14 protein-coding genes are annotated in these 15,922 nt (G+C 70.5%); 5 read left to right on the top strand and 9 right to left on the bottom strand.

The window, feature by feature from the left end:
* Nucleotides 1-99 precede the first annotated feature (99 nt).
* From AMIS_RS07115 to AMIS_RS07100, 4 genes are all read right to left on the bottom strand, one after another.
* Nucleotides 100-609, bottom strand: a complete 510-nt coding sequence (locus AMIS_RS07115) for an AAA family ATPase (RefSeq protein ID WP_014441529.1) — start codon at nt 607-609, stop codon at nt 100-102.
* Nucleotides 610-623: 14 nt separating this feature from the next.
* Nucleotides 624-1,601 carry a carbohydrate kinase family protein gene (locus AMIS_RS07110; RefSeq protein WP_014441528.1) on the bottom strand — a complete coding sequence of 326 codons (978 nt, stop codon included), beginning with the start codon at nt 1,599-1,601 and terminating at the stop codon, nt 624-626.
* A gap of 114 nt (nt 1,602-1,715) precedes the next feature.
* Nucleotides 1,716-2,084, bottom strand: a complete 369-nt coding sequence (gene erpA / locus AMIS_RS07105) for an iron-sulfur cluster insertion protein ErpA (RefSeq protein ID WP_014441527.1) — start codon at nt 2,082-2,084, stop codon at nt 1,716-1,718.
* Nucleotides 2,085-2,173: 89 nt separating this feature from the next.
* The gene (locus AMIS_RS07100) at nt 2,174-3,280 is read right to left on the bottom strand and encodes a glycerate kinase family protein (protein ID WP_014441526.1); all 1,107 of its coding nucleotides are present in this window, start codon (nt 3,278-3,280) and stop codon (nt 2,174-2,176) included.
* Nucleotides 3,281-3,351: 71 nt separating this feature from the next.
* Between AMIS_RS07100 and nadA the strand changes: the two genes are divergently transcribed.
* The 3 genes from nadA to AMIS_RS07085 all read left to right on the top strand — a co-directional run bounded on the left by nadA (nt 3,352) and on the right by AMIS_RS07085 (nt 6,760).
* A complete protein-coding gene (nadA, locus tag AMIS_RS07095) occupies nt 3,352-4,521 on the top strand; it encodes a quinolinate synthase NadA (RefSeq protein WP_172666567.1) in 1,170 nt (389 codons plus the stop codon).
* Between the two features lie 198 nt (nt 4,522-4,719).
* The gene (gene murA / locus AMIS_RS07090) at nt 4,720-6,075 is read left to right on the top strand and encodes a UDP-N-acetylglucosamine 1-carboxyvinyltransferase (RefSeq protein ID WP_014441524.1); all 1,356 of its coding nucleotides are present in this window, start codon (nt 4,720-4,722) and stop codon (nt 6,073-6,075) included.
* Between the two features lie 67 nt (nt 6,076-6,142).
* Nucleotides 6,143-6,760 (top strand): DUF3043 domain-containing protein, encoded by a 618-nt coding sequence (locus AMIS_RS07085; RefSeq protein WP_014441523.1) that lies wholly within the window; start codon nt 6,143-6,145, stop codon nt 6,758-6,760.
* 252 nt (nt 6,761-7,012) lie between these two features.
* On the opposite strand, the gene AMIS_RS07080 is transcribed toward AMIS_RS07085, so the two are convergent.
* Nucleotides 7,013-7,321, bottom strand: coding sequence for an AzlD domain-containing protein (locus AMIS_RS07080; protein ID WP_014441522.1), 309 nt, complete (start codon nt 7,319-7,321; stop codon nt 7,013-7,015).
* On the bottom strand, nt 7,315-8,010 hold the full coding sequence (locus AMIS_RS07075) for an AzlC family ABC transporter permease (RefSeq protein ID WP_014441521.1): 696 nt from the start codon (nt 8,008-8,010) through the stop codon (nt 7,315-7,317). Before AMIS_RS07075 ends, AMIS_RS07080 begins: the two co-directional genes overlap by 7 nt.
* A 64-nt stretch (nt 8,011-8,074) precedes the next feature.
* Here AMIS_RS07075 and AMIS_RS07070 point away from each other — a divergent pair, with 64 nt between their 5' ends.
* Nucleotides 8,075-8,629 (top strand): helix-turn-helix domain-containing protein, encoded by a 555-nt coding sequence (locus tag AMIS_RS07070; protein ID WP_014441520.1) that lies wholly within the window; start codon nt 8,075-8,077, stop codon nt 8,627-8,629.
* On the opposite strand, the gene AMIS_RS07065 is transcribed toward AMIS_RS07070, so the two are convergent.
* From AMIS_RS07065 to AMIS_RS07055, 3 genes are read right to left on the bottom strand one after another with little or no spacing between them, the layout of a single operon-like run.
* Nucleotides 8,613-9,572 (bottom strand): ABC transporter ATP-binding protein, encoded by a 960-nt coding sequence (locus tag AMIS_RS07065; RefSeq protein ID WP_014441519.1) that lies wholly within the window; start codon nt 9,570-9,572, stop codon nt 8,613-8,615. The genes AMIS_RS07070 and AMIS_RS07065 overlap by 17 nt on opposite strands.
* Nucleotides 9,569-10,369: an ABC transporter permease gene (locus tag AMIS_RS07060; protein WP_014441518.1), complete on the bottom strand. Its 801-nt coding sequence runs from the start codon at nt 10,367-10,369 to the stop codon at nt 9,569-9,571. Before AMIS_RS07060 ends, AMIS_RS07065 begins: the two co-directional genes overlap by 4 nt.
* Nucleotides 10,362-11,213, bottom strand: a complete 852-nt coding sequence (locus AMIS_RS07055; protein ID WP_014441517.1) for an ABC transporter permease — start codon at nt 11,211-11,213, stop codon at nt 10,362-10,364. Before AMIS_RS07055 ends, AMIS_RS07060 begins: the two co-directional genes overlap by 8 nt.
* 1,784 nt (nt 11,214-12,997) lie before the next feature.
* Here AMIS_RS07055 and AMIS_RS40290 point away from each other — a divergent pair.
* Complete coding sequence (locus AMIS_RS40290) at nt 12,998-15,919, top strand: WG repeat-containing protein (RefSeq protein ID WP_157434759.1); 2,922 nt, start codon at nt 12,998-13,000, stop codon at nt 15,917-15,919.
* Nucleotides 15,920-15,922: the final 3 nt, after the last annotated feature.

The raw sequence follows: 15,922 nt of genomic DNA, 5'->3' as shown, positions 1-15,922 counted from the left end.
GATTGCCTGGTAACCGGTGAGATGGCAGGCGGTTTTCCGCCACCGCAAACCCCGCGGCGTCGGAAAACCACGTGCCATCTCACCGGCGGCAATCGCGTGTCAGCGGCTGTTCCCGAGATATGACAACACTTGCGGGACCGGGTCCTTCGCCAGGAACGTGTCGACGACCAGGCGGGGGCCGAGGTACGGCTCGTACTCCGCCTGGCGCTCCAGGACCCGCACCCAGTCGGGGATGCCCTCGTGGTCGCGCGCCGCGTACCGCGCCTCGACCCGGCGGCGGTGCTCCGCGTCATCGCCGCAGATCACCTCGACCACGCGCAGCGGCACGTCCATCCGGTCCGCCAGCTCCACCCAGAGCTCACGGGCCGACTTGACCGGGTTCACCGCGTCGATGATCACGCTGTGGCCGATCTTGAGCTGTTCCTCGGCGAGCGCGGCCACCACGCCGTAGGCGGCGTAGCCGGGCCGGTGCTCCTGCACCCCGTACCGCTGGAGCGTGAAGTCGACAGTGTCGACGGCGAGCACCGCCGCGGGCAGCTCGGTGGCCACCTGCGCGGCGAGCGTGCTCTTGCCGACGCCGGGCAGGCCGGCGAAGACCGCGAGAACCATGTTGTTTCCTAGCTTTACTTGGGCAGGTGCGCGGCGATCTCGGCGGCGGCCTCGTCGCCGTACGCGGCGGCGAAGCGCTTGCTGAAGTCGGCGGCCCTGATGTCGTACTCCTGGGTGCCGACGGTCTCCAGGACCAGCGCCGCCACCAGCGAGCCGACCTGCGCCGAACGCTCCAGGCCGAGGCCCCAGGAGACGCCCGCGAAGAAGCCGGCGCGGAAGCCGTCGCCGACACCCGTCGGGTCCTCGCCGATCACGTCCGGGACGACCGGCACGTGGATCCGCTCGATCCCCCGCCCGGTGATCTCCACGCCGTCCTTGCCGAGCGTGGTGACCCGGATCTTGACCTCGTCCAGCACCTGCTCCGAGGTGAGGCCGGCCTTGGTCTCCAGCAGCGAACGCTCGTACTCGTTCGTCATCAGGTACTCGGCGCCGCGGATCAGGCTCAGCACGTCCGAGCCGTCCATCCGGGCCAGCTGCTGCGACGGGTCGGCCACGAACGCGTAGCCCCGGGCCCGGCACTCCTGCGAGTGTCGGATCATCGCGGCCGGGTCGTTCGCGCCGACCAGCACCAGGTCGAGGCCGCCGGCCCGCTCGTTCACCGGCGCCAGCTCGATGTTGCGGGCCTCGGCCATCGCGCCCGCGTAGAACGAGGCGATCTGGTTCAGGTCGTCGTCCGTGGTGCAGACGAACCGGGCGGTGTGCGCCACGTCGCTGACGTGCACCGAGTCGCAGTCCACCCCGTGCCGCTCGAGCCAGGACCGGTAGTCGGCGAAGTCCGCGCCGACCGCTCCCACCAGGATCGGGCGCAGGCCCAGCTTGCCCATCCCGAACGCGATGTTCGGGGCGACGCCGCCGCGGCGCACCACGAGGTCGTCGACGAGGAAGGAGAGCGACACCTTGTGCAGCTGATCGGCGATCAGCTGGTCGGCGAACTTGCCGGGGAAGTGCATCAGATGGTCGGTGGCGATCGAGCCGGTGACGGCGATCTTCATTTCGGCCCTCAGGGTCGGGGACAGGGGCTGTTACGCCCTGAGACTACCGGCCGGTGAAGCACAACAGGCCGCCCCGTTAACGGGACGGCCTGTTGGTCGTTGCTTTCCGGCGGCTCAGTGGAACGAGTCGCCGCAGGCGCAGGAGTTCTGCGCGTTCGGGTTGTCGATCGTGAAGCCCTGAGCGTCGATGCGGTCCGCGAAATCGATCGTCGCGCCCGCGAGGTACGGCGCGGACATCCGGTCCACGACGACCTCGACGCCGCCGAAGTCGTTCACGACATCGCCGTCGAGCGAACGCTCGTCGAAGAAGAGCTGGTAGCGCAGGCCGGAGCAGCCACCGGGCTGTACGGCGATGCGCAGGCGCAGGTCGTCGCGCCCTTCCTGCTCGATCAGGGCCTTGACCTTCACCGCGGCGACGTCGGTGAGGGTGACGCCGGTCGGGGCGGTCGCCTCGGTCGACTCGGTGTGCGCTTCTGTGGTCACTAGGTATCTCCCTGCCAGGTGCGGACTGGTGCCGTACAGGCCAACGCTAACCCCAATTCCCGAGATTCCCAATCCGGGTGCTTTTTAGATCACCTGCTCCACTGGGCGGCCAGCGCTCCGGCGAGTTCCCGCAGGCCGCGCGCGGGTTCGGCGAGAGCGGTCTCGACCGAACCGAAATGCTCGACGAGGGTGTGCGTCTCGGTCACCCCGGCCGCCGCGGCCTCCCGGTGCCCGGTCTCGTTGCGCCCGGCCAGCACCACGCACGGCAGACCCCGGTCCCGGGCGCCGGCCGCGATCCCGGCCACCACCTTGCCGCGCAGCGACTGGTGGTCGAACGACCCCTCCCCCGTGATCACCAGGTCGGCGGCGTCCAGCTCGGCGTCGAGCCCGATCAGATTCGTGACCATGTTGATACCGGAGGTCACCCGGCCGCCGAGCGCGATCAGGGCGGCGCCCAGGCCGCCTGCGGCGCCGCCGCCCGGTTCCTCTCTCAGGCCGGTACGCCCGAACGCCTTCTCCAGCACACCGGCGAAATGCTCCAGAGCCGCGTCCAGGCGCAGCACGTCCTCGCGGGAGGCGCCCTTCTGCGGGCCGAAGACGTTGCTGGCGCCGTGCAGGCCGGTCAGCGGGTTGTCGACGTCGGTCGCCGCCACCAGGCTGACCTGCCGCAGGCGCGGCTCACCGGCCAGCCCGGCCGCGGTGATCAGCGGGGCGGCGCCGTAGGGCAGGGCGTTCCCGGACACGTCGACCGGGGCGGCGCCGAGCGCGGCGAGCATCCCGGCGCCCGCGTCGTTCACCGCGGAGCCGCCGAGCCCGACCACCACCTCGGTCGCGCCCGACTCGACCGCGGCGGTGAGCAGCAGCCCGAGTCCGTAGGAGGTCGTCACCTTGGGGTCACGCTCGGCCGCCTCCAGGAGATGCAGGCCACAGGCTTGCGCGCTCTCGACGTACGCGATCGGCCCGGTTGTGAAGATCTCACCCCGCACCGGGCGGCCCAGCGGGTCGACCGTGTCCACCGGGATGCGGCGGCCGTCCAGCGCGGTGGCCAGCACCTCCACGAAACCGGGTCCGCCGTCGGCCAGTGGGCGGCGGACAAGGACGTCATCGGGGACGGACCAGCCCTCGGCTATCGCATCGGCGACGGCGGGGGCGGAAAGGGTGCCGGCGAACTTGTCCGGACAGATCAGTACGCGCACACCCGCGAGTGTGGCAGCACACCCCGTCCGGGCGCAGCCTCGGTGCCGGGGCCTGTGTAACGATGAGGGACGTGACGTCGACCTGGACCGAACCTCAGAACACCCCGCTGGCCCTGCTCCTGCTCGGCCAGGGCACCGACCCGGCCAGCGAGCGGGGCGTGGACTGCCCCGGCGACCTGCCCGCACCCAGCGACCCCGGCCTGGTGGCACGGGCCCGCGCGGCGAAGGAGGCGCTCGGCTCCCGGGTGTTCGTTCTCGGTCACCACTACCAGCGCGACGAGGTGATCCAGTTCGCCGACGTCACCGGTGACTCGTTCAAGCTCGCCCAGCAGGCGGCGGCCCGTCCGGAGGCCGAGTTCATCGTCTTCTGCGGCGTGCACTTCATGGCCGAGAGCGCCGACATCTTGACGGGTAAAGACCAGCGCGTGATCCTGCCCGACCTCGCGGCCGGGTGCTCGATGGCCGACATGGCCGTCCTGGGGCAGGTGGAGACCGCCTGGGAGCACTTCCAGGACCTCGGCATCACCGACCAGATCGTGCCGGTGACCTACATGAACTCCTCCGCCGACATCAAGGGCTTCGTCGGCCGTAACTCCGGTGTGGTCTGCACCTCGTCCAACGCCAAGCGCGCCCTGGACTGGTCGTTCGAGCAGGGCTCCAAGGTCTTCTTCCTGCCCGACCAGCACCTCGGCCGCAACACCGCGGTGCTGGAGATGGGCTTCGACCTGGACGACTGCGTCCTCTACGACCCGCACAAGCCGAAGGGCGGGCTGACCGACGAGCAGCTGCGCGACGCCCGGATGATCCTCTGGCGCGGGCACTGCTCGGTGCACGGCCGGTTCACCCTGGACAGCGTGCGTGAGGTGCGGGAACGGGTGCCGGGCGTGAACGTCCTGGTGCACCCCGAGTGCCGCCACGAGGTGGTCCGGGCCGCCGACTACGTCGGCTCCACCGAGTACATCATCAAGGCCCTGGAGGCCGCCCCCGCCGGTTCGTCCTGGGCCGTCGGCACCGAGCTCAATCTGGTACGGCGTCTGGCGCTCGCCCACCCGGACAAGCAGATCATGTTCCTCGACCGGGCGGTCTGCTACTGCTCGACGATGAACCGCATCGACCTGCCGCACCTCGTCTGGGCGCTCGAGGAACTCGTCGCCGGCCGGGTCCCGAACGTGATCACGGTCGACGAGAAGACCGCCCACGAGGCCCGGGTCGCGCTCGACCAGATGCTCGCCCTGCCGTAACGCTGAGTAGTCATTTGAATCCATCTCTATGATGGGTTCGTTAATGCTGCCTTAGTCAACGGCGTTTCGTACCCCTCTACGACTGGCGCGGTTGTCACTCAGCGCTATGCTTCCCCGGTTGCAGAATCGGGTACCCCCGCCCACGCTCTGCCCCCTCGTACACCGGGCGAACCCATCGCCCGCCGGCTGGAGGTTACGTTGACCGACGATGTCCTGATCGTGCACGGCGGCACGCCGCTGCAGGGTCAGATCCGGGTCCGTGGCGCCAAGAACCTCGTTTCCAAGGCGATGGTCGCCGCCCTGCTGGGCGAGTCACCGAGCCACCTCTACGACGTGCCCGGCATCCGGGACGTCGAGGTCGTCCGCGGCCTCCTCGAGCTGCACGGTGTGAAGGTCACCGACGGCACCGAGGACGGCGAGCTGGTGATGGACCCCACCAACGTGGAGAGCGCCAGCACCGACGAGATCAACGTGCATGCCGGGTCCAGCCGGATCCCGATCCTGCTCTGCGGTCCGCTGCTGCACCGTCTCGGTCACGCGTTCATCCCCGACCTGGGCGGCTGCCACATCGGCCCGCGCCCGATCGACTTCCACATCCGGGCGCTGCGCGAGTTCGGCGCGGTCGTCGACAAGACCCCCGAGGGCATGCACCTGAGCGCCCCGAACGGTCTGCACGGGGCCAAGCTGGAACTGCCGTACCCGAGCGTCGGCGCCACCGAGCAGGTGCTGCTCACCGCGGTCCGCGCCGAGGGCGTCACCGAGCTGCGCAACGCCGCCATCGAGCCGGAGATCATGGACCTCATCTGCATCCTGCAGAAGATGGGCGCCATCATCACCGTGCACACCGACCGGGTCATCGAGATCCAGGGCGTGCCCAGGCTCTACGGGTACGAGCACAAGCCGATCCCGGACCGCATCGAGGCCGCCAGCTGGGCCGCCGCCGCGCTCGCCACCCGTGGCGAGATCGAGGTCGTCGGCGCCCGCCAGGCCGACATGATGACGTTCCTGAACGTCTTCCGCTCCATCGGCGGCGAGCTGAAGATCACCGACGACCGGATCGCCCGCCCCGGCGTGACCGGCGCCGAGGGTGGCATCAAGTTCTGGCACCCCGGCGGCGAGCTCAAGGCCGTCGCGCTGGAGACCGACGTGCACCCCGGCTTCATGACCGACTGGCAGCAGCCCCTGGTCGTCGCCCTGACCCAGGCCCGCGGCATCTCGATCATGCACGAGACGGTGTACGAGCAGCGGCTCGGCTACACCGAGGCGCTCAACCAGATGGGCGCCACCATCCAGGTCTACCGGGACTGCCTCGGTGGCACCCCGTGCCGCTTCGGCCGCCGCAACTTCATGCACTCCGCGGTGATCGCCGGCCCGTCCAAGCTGCACGCCGCCGACCTGCGCATCCCCGACCTGCGGGCCGGTTTCGCGCACCTGATCGCGGCGCTGGCCGCCGAAGGCACCTCGCGGGTCTACGGCGTCAACCTGATCGAGCGCGGCTACGAGGACTTCGAAGCCAAGCTGGCCGCCCTCGGCGCCCACGTCGAGCGTCCCTGAGCTGCATCTTCGTCACGATCAACGGCGCGGTGTGTGACACACCGCGCCGTTTGGCTACGCTGCTGACGTGTCCCCGCTGTTTCGCCGCAAGCCAGAAGACGTCGCCCCCGCTCAGGTGGAAGAGGTGACGACCTCCGCCGAGTCCCGGCCCAAGAGCTACACACCCAGCAAGAAAGAGCTGGGCGTGGTCACGCCGAAGCGGACGGCCACCGGCCGCCGGGTGCAGGACAAGGCGCCGGAGAACCGCAAAGAGGCCTACAAGCAGCTGCGCGAGCGGCAGCGAGCCGAGCGCGCCGAGGCGAACGAGGGCATGCGCAACGGGGACGAGCGTTACCTGCTCGCCCGCGACCGGGGTCCGGAGCGGTCGCTGGTCCGTGACATCGTCGACTCCCGGCACACCGTGGGCTCGTGGTTCATCGCCGGGGCTGTGGTGGTCCTGATCGGCTCCTCGGTGCCGAACCGCACCGTGCAGAACATCAGCACGCTGATCTGGGCGCTGCTGGCGCTGGCCGTGCTGGTGGACAGCATTCTGATCGCTCGCAAGATCAAGAGGATGGTGCGGGAGCGGTTCCCGGACAGTTCGCAGCGGATGGGGTCCCTTTATCTGTACGGGATCATGCGCGGGCTGACGTTCCGCCGGATGCGCATCCCCAAGGCCAAGGTCTCGTTCGGCGCCAAGATCTGATCGGGTCTTTTGCCGGCTTGACTCTCTTCGGCGGCTTGCTTCTTCGGCTTGGCGGTTTTGCGCTGGCTGGGGCGGTCTTGGGCGGGGAGGGCCCACACCACGCCGCGCCGCCGCCCGCCACGTCTCGCCGCGCCATGCCGCTCTGCCAAGCGCCACACCTTGCCACGCCACCCCATCGCCGCACATGGCACCGCCGCGCATGGCACCGCCGCACATGGCCTCGCCTCGCCGGCTAACTGAGCGGCGTTGGGGCTAGGGGACGCCGGCTAGGCGTAGTAGGGCTGTTGTGGTGGCTGCTGCCAGGACTACGGCTACGAAGGGGGCCCGGCGGTACGCCAGCACGGCGCCTATCAGGACTCCCGTGGGGCGGGCCGGGCCGGTGAACTCGCTTCCTGCCATCAGGGCTGCGGTGGCTGCCAGGGCGGCCAGCAGTGACGCGGCAGCCATCGGGAGCAGCCGTTGAAGGTTGTCGGAGAGTTCGAGGCGTTCACGGAGGAGCACTCCGCTCAGGCGGATGGCATAGGTGCCCATGCCGAGCGCGAGGATGGCGGCTATCAGCATCGGGTCTCCTCCGCGGGAGCGACACGGGGGTTCAGGAACCTGGACGGGGCCAGCAGGACCAGCAGACCCAGCAGGGCGCACAGGACGGGGAGGCCGGCCGGCAGCACCGGGGTCAGGGCTACCGCTGTGGCCGCGCCCGCCAGAGCGACCAGCCGCGTCGGACGGTCGCGCAGGCTGGGGAGGATCAAGGCGATCAGCGCGGCGGGGAACGCGGCGTCCAGGCCCAGGGCGTCCGGGTCTCCGGTGGCGCCGCCCAGCAGGACACCGAGGACGGTGCCGATGTTCCACGTGACGAAGAGGGTCGTGCCGACCAGCCAGTAGATCCGGCGCCGCTGGGCCGGGTCGGTCTCGGCCAGGGCGAACGCGACGGCCTCGTCGGTCATGATGTGGCTGCCGATCAGACGATGGCGCCAGCTGCCGCCGATGGTGCTCGCGACGGCCAGGCCGAACGGCAGGTGCCGGGCGTTGAGGAGCAGCCCGGCCAGTACGGCGGCGATCGGGTTGCCGGCCGCGATCAGGCCGGCCGCGAGGAACTGGGAGCCCCCGGCGAAGACGACCGTGGACATGGCGATCGGCGTCCACGGTGGCAGCCCGTACGCGATCGCGATGGCGCCGAAGGAAGCGCCCACCGCGACCATGGCGGCGCCGAGCGCGCCCACGTCCCGCAGTGTTCGTTTCACCGTACTCATGTTCGCTACGATGAACGAACGCGAACGGTTCGTCAAACCGAACAACCTGTCCGATGGAGCGAACATGCAGCAGTCGGCACCGCCGCTGGCCGTCATCGCGGCCGCCCTGCGCAGGGAACGGGACCGCGCCGGGATCTCCCTGACCGAGCTGGCCCGTCGCGCGGGACTGGCGAAGTCGACGCTCTCCCAGCTGGAGGCGGGCACCGGCAATCCGAGCATCGAGACGCTGTGGGCACTCGGCGTCGCGCTCGGCATCCCGTTCAGCAGGCTGGTCGAGCCGCCGCCATCACCGGTACGGGTGGTGCGGGCCGGCGAGGGTCCACGGCTGCGCTCGGATCACGCCGATTTCGTGGCGACGCTGCTCGCGACCGGGTCACCGAACACCCGGCGGGACATCTACGTGATGGAACTGGAGCCCGGTGAGCCACGGGAGGCCGAGGCGCACATTCCGGGCAGCATCGAGCACATCGTGGTGTCGTCGGGACGGATCCGGACCGGGCCGGTCGAGGAGCCGGTCGAGGTGGGGCCCGGGGACTACGTGACGTTCCCGGGGGACGTCCCGCACCGGTACGAGGCCCTCGAACCCTCCCGAGCAGTGCTGATCATGGAACATCGGTAGACGTGTAGAGCCTGGCCACCACGTCCTCGATGTCCGGTTCCAGCAGCGACAGGTCACGAACGCCGACGGCCGACACCAGTGCCGCCACGGCCGCGCCCGCGCTCGCCGACTCCAGGGCGAACGTCGCCCGGTGCCGTCCCGCCTCGACGGTCGTCAGGATCGCGCCGGGAAGTTCGAAGTCGAGGGGCAGTGGCCGTTCCAGGTCAGCCACGAGACTGCGGCGGGACCCGTACCGCGCGTGCAGCGCCTCGATCGTCCCGTCGTGCACCACCCGCCCGTGGTCGATCACCACGAGCCGCTCGCACAACCGCTCGATGTCGGCGAGATCGTGCGTGGTGAGTACCAGCGTCACGTCCCCGCTCGCGCCCAGGTCGGCGAGGAACGCGCGGACCGCCTGCTTGCTCACCACGTCGAGCCCGATCGTCGGCTCGTCCAGGAACAGCACCTCCGGGCCGTGCAGCAGGGCCGCCGTCAGCTCGCCGCGCATCCGCTGGCCGAGCGACAACTGCCGTACCGGGGTGTCCATGAACTCGTCCAGATCGAGCAGCGCACGGCAGCGCCGCAACCGGGCCGCGTGCTCCTCGGCGGGCACCCGGTAGATGTGCCGCAACAGCCCGAACGACTCGCGCAGCGGCAGGTCCCACCAGAGCTGGGAGCGCTGCCCGAAGACGACGCCGATCCGCAGCGCCAGCCGGGTGCGCTGCGGCACCGGCGCCAGCCCGCAGACCGACACCTCCCCCGAGGACGGCATCAGCACGCCGGTCAGCATCTTGAGCGTGGTCGATTTCCCGGCGCCGTTCGGGCCGATGTAGCCGACCATCTCCCCACGGTCGATCCGGAGACTGATCCCGTCCACAGCGGGGACGACGCGTTTCGTCCTCCGGAATCGACCGGCTTTGACCCGTACCGTGAAGTCTTTTCTCAGATCCTGCATTTTGATCATGAGCCGGTGCTCCGATAGTGGCGGATGCCGGTGCGCCACACCCCGGCGGCGATGATCACCGCGGGGAGCGCCACCAGCGGCGAAAGGTAGCCGGCCACGGCCGGCAGACCCAGGGGATCGGTCCGGCCGAGCAGCGCCAGCGCCGGCTGATAGGCGACGAAGGCAAAGCCCAGCGTGTACGCGAAGAGGCCGCGGAACCACGGGCCGTAAACCGTGATCGGGTACGAGGTGAAATCCCGGCCGCCGTAGGTGAAAGCGGCCCCTATCTCGCCGGATTCGACCCACCAGAACGCCATCGACGCGCTGATCACGAAGATCGAGCCGAAGAAGGCCGCCGCGGCGAGCGGAGTCACGGCGACGAGCGCGATCCGGGCCGGCGTCCAGTCGATGTCGTTGATCGCGAGCGCCCCGCCGAGCACGACGAACCCGAAGACCACGCGCAGCGCCTTCCGCAGCGGCAGGTCCATCAGCAACAGTTGCGGCAGGGCCGGCAGCGGCCGGACCAGCACCGCGTCGAGCGCCCCCGCTCGGACATAGACCTTGAGCCGGTCCACGTTGCCGACCAGCATGTCCGCGAGAGCGAAACCGGCCGAGCTGAGCCCCACCGTGAGCACCGCCTCGGCCAGGGTGAAACCGCCCACCTGCGGCGCCGCCCGGAACAGCACCACCACCGTGATCACGTCGAAGACCGTGGCGCCCATGTTGCCGAGCAGCTCGACCAGGAACGACGTGCGGTACATGAGCACCGAGCGGGCCTGCGCGCCGAACAGGGCACGGTAGGCGAGCAGGTCACCCACCCTGCACCACCAGCTTGCGCTCCGCGCGGCGCTGCACGAAAGCGGCAACAGCAAGAACCACCACCGCCCAGTACGCCTGAACCACCACCAGCCCGGCCTGCAGCGCGGGGCCGTCCCGCTCGGCGATCACGTCGAGCGGCGCCTGCAGCAGGCTCGGCAGCGGCGTGCCCAGCCAGAGCGTGATGGTGAACCAGTCCGGCAGCAGCCGCAACGGGAAGTAGAGCCCGCCCAGCACACCGGAGCCGAGCGTCCAGAGCGTGATCGGGCCCCGGGCGTCCTGCAGCCAGTAGGCGGTCGCATTGACGACATAACGACAGCCGAAGCAGATCACCACTGCCAGGATCACCGAGAGCAGAAAGAGAGGAACGGTCTGCCAGCGCGTCGGCAGATGCAACGGGAAGAAGATCGCGCCGGCCACCAGCGGCGGGCCGAACCGGGTGAGCATCGCATGCAGCGCCCGGCCCAGGTCAGCGGCGAGATAACTGGTCACCGGGGAGACCGGACGTAACAGGTCGGCTGCGATGTCGCCGCTGCGGATCCGCTCGGCGAGCTCGGTCCAGCCCCAGATGCCGATCACCGCGAGTAACCCCTGCCCCACCCAGACGTAGGTCGCGAGCTGCTCCGGGTCGTATCCCGCCGGTCGCTGCCCGGCCACCCCCGCCGCCAGGGCCAGCAGCACCGAGCAGCGCAGGAAGCCGAAGACGATGTTGGTGAACGATCCGGCTATGGTGGCTTGCCGGTAGGTGGAGTACCTCCGGAAACCCGACCCGACAAGCACACCGAAAGTAGTGGCCGAGCTGCGGAACGGACCGATTCGAGAGATCGTCAGCACGCTGGCGTCCATCCGGCCCACGCCGTTAATCTCCTTTCGAAAACCCCCCGCAGTGGAGCCGGGCGACTCTAACCCGGTCCCCGGCCGCCCACGGCACGAATTTTGGACAAGGTGGAGTACGCCGTGACGGAGAGTTGCCAACTGCCGGGCCGCCCGATGGCCGCCCGATGAACGGTTGGAGCTCCCGGCCGGGTCCGGACAGCTGGGACGACGAACCGGCGTGGGTCTACGAGATCACCTGGGAGTGGGCGCCGCTCCCGGGCCAGCGTTATCCGGGTGACCCGGGACGCCGGAAGGCCGTGCACACACCGGTCTACGAGGCGTCCCAGGGAAGCGCGGCGCCGGCCAGCGGTGCGCCCACCAGTGGTGTTCCGGTCAATGGCGTACCGATGAGTGGCGTGCCCATGAGTGGTGTCCCGATGAGTGGCGTGCCGGTCAGCGGGGTGCCCGTCAGTGGGATGCCGATCAGCTCGGCGCCGGTCAGTCCTGGTGGTGACGGGCGTGGGCGGGGGCGTGCCACGGTCGGGCCGGCGCCGGTTCCGGCGCCTACGTGGCCCGAGGAACCACGGGGGCCCCGGGAGGAGCCGTCGTGGAATCGGCCTGCTCGGGTGCAGGAGCGGTTCGCTGAAGATTGGTCGCGGTCGGCTGGAGGGCCGGAGCCGCGGCGTGGGGGGCCGGTGTACAGGCAGCCTGGGATGGCGCAGGGCCCCGGTCCTGGTCCCGGGTCCGGACAGTACGGCTCTCCTCAGCACGGTGCGCCTCAGCACGGCTCTCCTCAGCAGGATGGGCCTCGGCACGGTGGTCCGGGGCAGCACGCGCCTGGGCAGCACGTGGCCGGGCAGCATGGGTCTGGACAGCACGGGTCTGGACAGCCGGGTCACTATGGGTCTCCTCGGCCGGCTGAGGGTGGGCCGTGGGGGCGCGAGGCGATGCCGCCTCAGACCTATGGGAATCGTCCGGATGGTCCGGGTGGTTCCGTGCCGCCTGGAGCTGTGCCGCCGGCAGCCGTTCCACCTGCTCCGATGCCGCCTCAGGGTGCTGGTCGTGGGCCGGTGCCGCCGTATGGGGGCACTCAGGGGCCGCCGCAGCAGGCGGGTGGGCCGGTGCCGCCGCACGGGGATGGCCGGCATGGGCAGGGTCCGCAGGGTCGCTTCAGCGGGCCTGTGCCGCCCGGTTCTGGTCCCATGTCGCCCGGTGCGCCCATGCCGTCGGGTGCGCCTGCTGGGCCTGTGCCGCCCGCTGGTTATGGCCGGCCGCCGCAGGAACCCGGATACCGCGATTCCGGCCTTCCGAACCGTCGCCCCGCATCGGATCAGCGCGCCCCGTGGCCTGCCCCCATGCCGGACCCGCACGGTCGTCCCCAGCCGGACCAGCACGGTCGCCCGATGCCCGAGCAGCACGGTCGTCCCATGCCCGAGCAGCACGGTCGCCCTATGCCCGACCAGCAGGGTCGGCCGGTGTCCGGACCGGTGTCACCGTCGGGTCCCACCTATGGCAGTGCGCGGCCTGCGCCGCCTGAGGCGTTCCCCGCGTACTCCGATGACCGCCGCTCTGCGCGTGACGGCCGGACTCCGGAAGCACCGTTCGATCTCCGCCCGGTGCCCCCGGAGCGGAACGCGCCGGCCCCGTCGCGGCCGGCCGCGCAGCCCACGCGCATGACTCCGCCGCAGCCGGTCGCGCCCCCCGCGGCGGTGTACCCGCCCGTGCAGCCGGTGTCCGGGCCGGCCGTGCAACCGGTATCCGGGCCGGCCGTGCAGCCGGTGTCCGGGCCGTTCGGGCATGGTGCGGTTCCGGTGGTGCCGGGGGCTGAGGGCGAGTCGCAGCACGTTGTGGGCGGGGAGCCGATCACGCCGGTCTCCGGGACTGTGGGTGTCGAGCCGGGTCCCGTCGTGGGTGAGGAGAGCACGCAGCCGATCGACGTGCGCCGGGCGGACCTGGCCGGTCCGGCGGTCGCGCCTGAGCGGGACTTCGAGCACACCCAGGTGATCGAGACGCGGCCGGGTGGTGCGCATGCCGCGCCCTACGAGGAGGCTGCCGAAGCGCCTGCCGCACCGGTGGAACCGCGGCCGGCGGCGCACGCCCGGCCCGAGGAATCCGACCGTGCCGAGGAGCCGGAGCCCGAAGAGCCGCACGGTCTCGGCTGGCTGCTGTCGATGAGTGGGCTCGGGGCTACCACGCCCGTGCCCGAAGCAGAAGCCGAGCCGGTGGAGGCCGAGGCGGAGGCGGCTACCGAGGTACGGCCGCAGGGCTGGTTCGCGCCTGCCCTGGAGACCACCGAAGAGGTCGCGGAAGAGGCCACCGAGGAGCCGGTCGCCGAGGTCGTCGTCGCCGAGGAAGTGGCCGTCGAAGAGCCGGTCGCCGAGGAACTGGCCGTCGAAGACCCGGCCGCCGAAGAGCCGGTCGCCGAAGAGCTGGCCGTTGAAGAGCCGGTGGCTGAGGAACTGGTCGTTGACGAACCCGTCGCCGACGAATTGGCCGCCGACGAACCCGTCGCCGACGAACTGGTCCTTGACGAGCCCGTCCTTGAGGAACCGGTCCTTGAGGAACCGGTCTACGAGCCGGAAGCGGAACTGACGGTCCTCCACGTTCTCACCGAGGAGCCATTCCCCCACGAGGCTGCGGCGGAACCGGTTGCTGAAGAGGCGCTCGTCGCTGAGGAACTCCCCGAGATCGAGATCCTTCCGGCCGAAGAACCCGTCACGGAGACGCTGCTCCAGGCGGAGGCCGACGACGATCTGGGCTATGACCAGCCTTTCGCTGACTTCCAGTCGTTCGGCGGGCAGCCCGACACGGACGAGCCGGTCACCGAGCCGATCGAGGACCCCGCCACCGAGCTGATCGTGGAACCGGCCACCGAGCCGATCGTGGAACCGGCCACCGAGCTGATCGTGGAACCGCCCACGGCCCTGATCGACGAACCCGCGACCGAACTCATCCTCGAACCCGCCACTGAGCCGATCGAGGAACCTCCCACGGCGCTGATCGTGGAACCGAAAACAGAACTCATCGCGGAACCGGCCACCGAACTCATCACGGAACCCGTCACGGAACCCGTCACGGCACCCGTCACCGAACTCATCGAGGAACCCGCGACCGAACTCCTCGCCACACCCGAGATCGACGAGCCCGCCACCGTCGTCATCACCACCTCACTGGCCGGGACGCTCCCCGACGAGGAGACCGCCCCCCTCGACGCCCTGATCCCGGCACCGAGCGAGGACCCCGAACCAACCCTCAACGAATCAGAAACGGACACGCCCGAGCCGGAAACCCCCGAGCCCGACGCCACCGAACCGATCCACCCCACGACGGGCGAAGCAGAGGCGACCCCCACCCCGCTGCCCGAGAGCGATCAGGCTGTCGGTGAGCTGGCTCCCCCCGTACCCAGAGTGCGGCAGCGTCGTGACCAACGAGCCGGCGCCGAAAGGCGGCGGGCTGACCCCGAGCAGATTTTGGCGTCCTTCCCGTGGACCTTCGACCCGCAAACGCTGCGTGAGCAGGTCGATGAGCCGGACCGGCTGTGGGATCTGATCGATCGGCTCACCGACCGCCTCGAATTCGCCGAGCGTGACAACGTCCGGGCCGGGCTGCTGAGCCTGCGCGCGGTGGTCTCGCGTGTCCTCGGCGAGCTGGACGACGCACTCGCCGATGGGCGTGAGGCGTTGCGGCACGCTGAGGCCAGCGGGGAGTTGCGACCGGTTTCGATCGCGCAGGCGCGGCTCGCGCAGGTGCTGCAGTACCGGGGTGACTTCGCCGAGGCCGACCGGCTCTACGCGCGGGCGGATTCGGTCGAGCTGCCGTCGCGGGTGCGGGCTGAGATCTTGGAGCTCGCCGGGCGCTCGGCGTTCGAGCAGGGGCGGTTCCTGGAGGCCGTGAACCACTTCGAGCACGCCCTCGACGTGCGGCAGGGCGGTGATCCCGACCTGGTGGAGCGGATCGAGCTGGCCCTCGACACGATCGCCCAGAAGACCAACTCCAGCAACTGGGGTCCCTACCCGCGGACCCGTGACGAGCTGCTCGGCCTCCCCGCGGCGCCGATGCCGCTGCCCGACGACGGCACCGGCCTCTGGGGGTACGCGGCAGCCGTCGAACCGCGCTACGCCGAGGTCCAGCCGTTCGCCGAGGGCCTGGCGTGGGTGCGCCGCCCCGATGCGCCGGCCTGGGAGCTGATCGACCCGTCCGGAACCGTCGTGATCAGCGCGGACGAGGGCTATCTCGCGGCCGGACCGTTCGCCGAGGGCCTCGCCTGGGTGTCCCGGCAGCCGGAGGGCGGCTGGTTCGCGGTGAACCGGCAGGGTCACACCGTGGTGCCCGGCGAGTTCGAGGAGGCCCGGCCGTTCCGGCGCGGGATGGCGCTGATCCGGCAGGACGGCGTCTGGGGCGGGATCGACCGTACCGGCCGGGTCGCGGTGCCGCCGCGCTGGCCGGCGTTCGCGACTTCGCTGCACGTGGGCGGCGCGATCGACGGCTTCACCGGCGACGGGCTCGCGGTGGTCGACGCGGGTGACGGCTTCGGTGTGCTGGACCGGACCGGGCAACTGGTGATCGAGCCCACCTGGGCGGCCGTGGTGATCCACCCGTCGGCGTTCCTGGTGCGCGACGCAGCAGGTCAGTGGGGTGCGCTGAACCGCGCGGGCGAGCCGCTGACCGAGATGACACACCCGGACCGGGCGGCGGCCGCGGCGGCGATCGAGGACGAGGCCCGTCCGGTGCTGTAGAAC

It is taken from the genome of Actinoplanes missouriensis 431 (genome assembly GCF_000284295.1).
GTDB lineage: Bacteria > Actinomycetota > Actinomycetes > Mycobacteriales > Micromonosporaceae > Actinoplanes > Actinoplanes missouriensis.
Note: the sequence above shows the minus strand (reverse complement) of the source record. Positions and strands in the feature narration are given on the sequence as shown.

Excerpts from the sequence above, each read along its gene's own strand:
- AMIS_RS07115 (WP_014441529.1), bottom strand. The coding sequence starts at position 609 with ATGGTTCTCGCGGTCTTCGCCGGCCTGCCCGGCGTCGGCAAGAGCACG.
- AMIS_RS07110 (WP_014441528.1), bottom strand. The coding sequence starts at position 1,601 with ATGAAGATCGCCGTCACCGGCTCGATCGCCACCGACCATCTGATGCAC.
- AMIS_RS07080 (WP_014441522.1), bottom strand. The coding sequence starts at position 7,321 with ATGCTGATAGCCGCCATCCTCGCGCTCGGCATGGGCACCTATGCCATC.
- AMIS_RS07075 (WP_014441521.1), bottom strand. The coding sequence starts at position 8,010 with ATGAGTACGGTGAAACGAACACTGCGGGACGTGGGCGCGCTCGGCGCC.
- AMIS_RS07070 (WP_014441520.1), top strand. The coding sequence starts at position 8,075 with ATGCAGCAGTCGGCACCGCCGCTGGCCGTCATCGCGGCCGCCCTGCGC.
- AMIS_RS07065 (WP_014441519.1), bottom strand. The coding sequence starts at position 9,572 with ATGATCAAAATGCAGGATCTGAGAAAAGACTTCACGGTACGGGTCAAA.
- AMIS_RS07055 (WP_014441517.1), bottom strand. The coding sequence starts at position 11,213 with ATGGACGCCAGCGTGCTGACGATCTCTCGAATCGGTCCGTTCCGCAGC.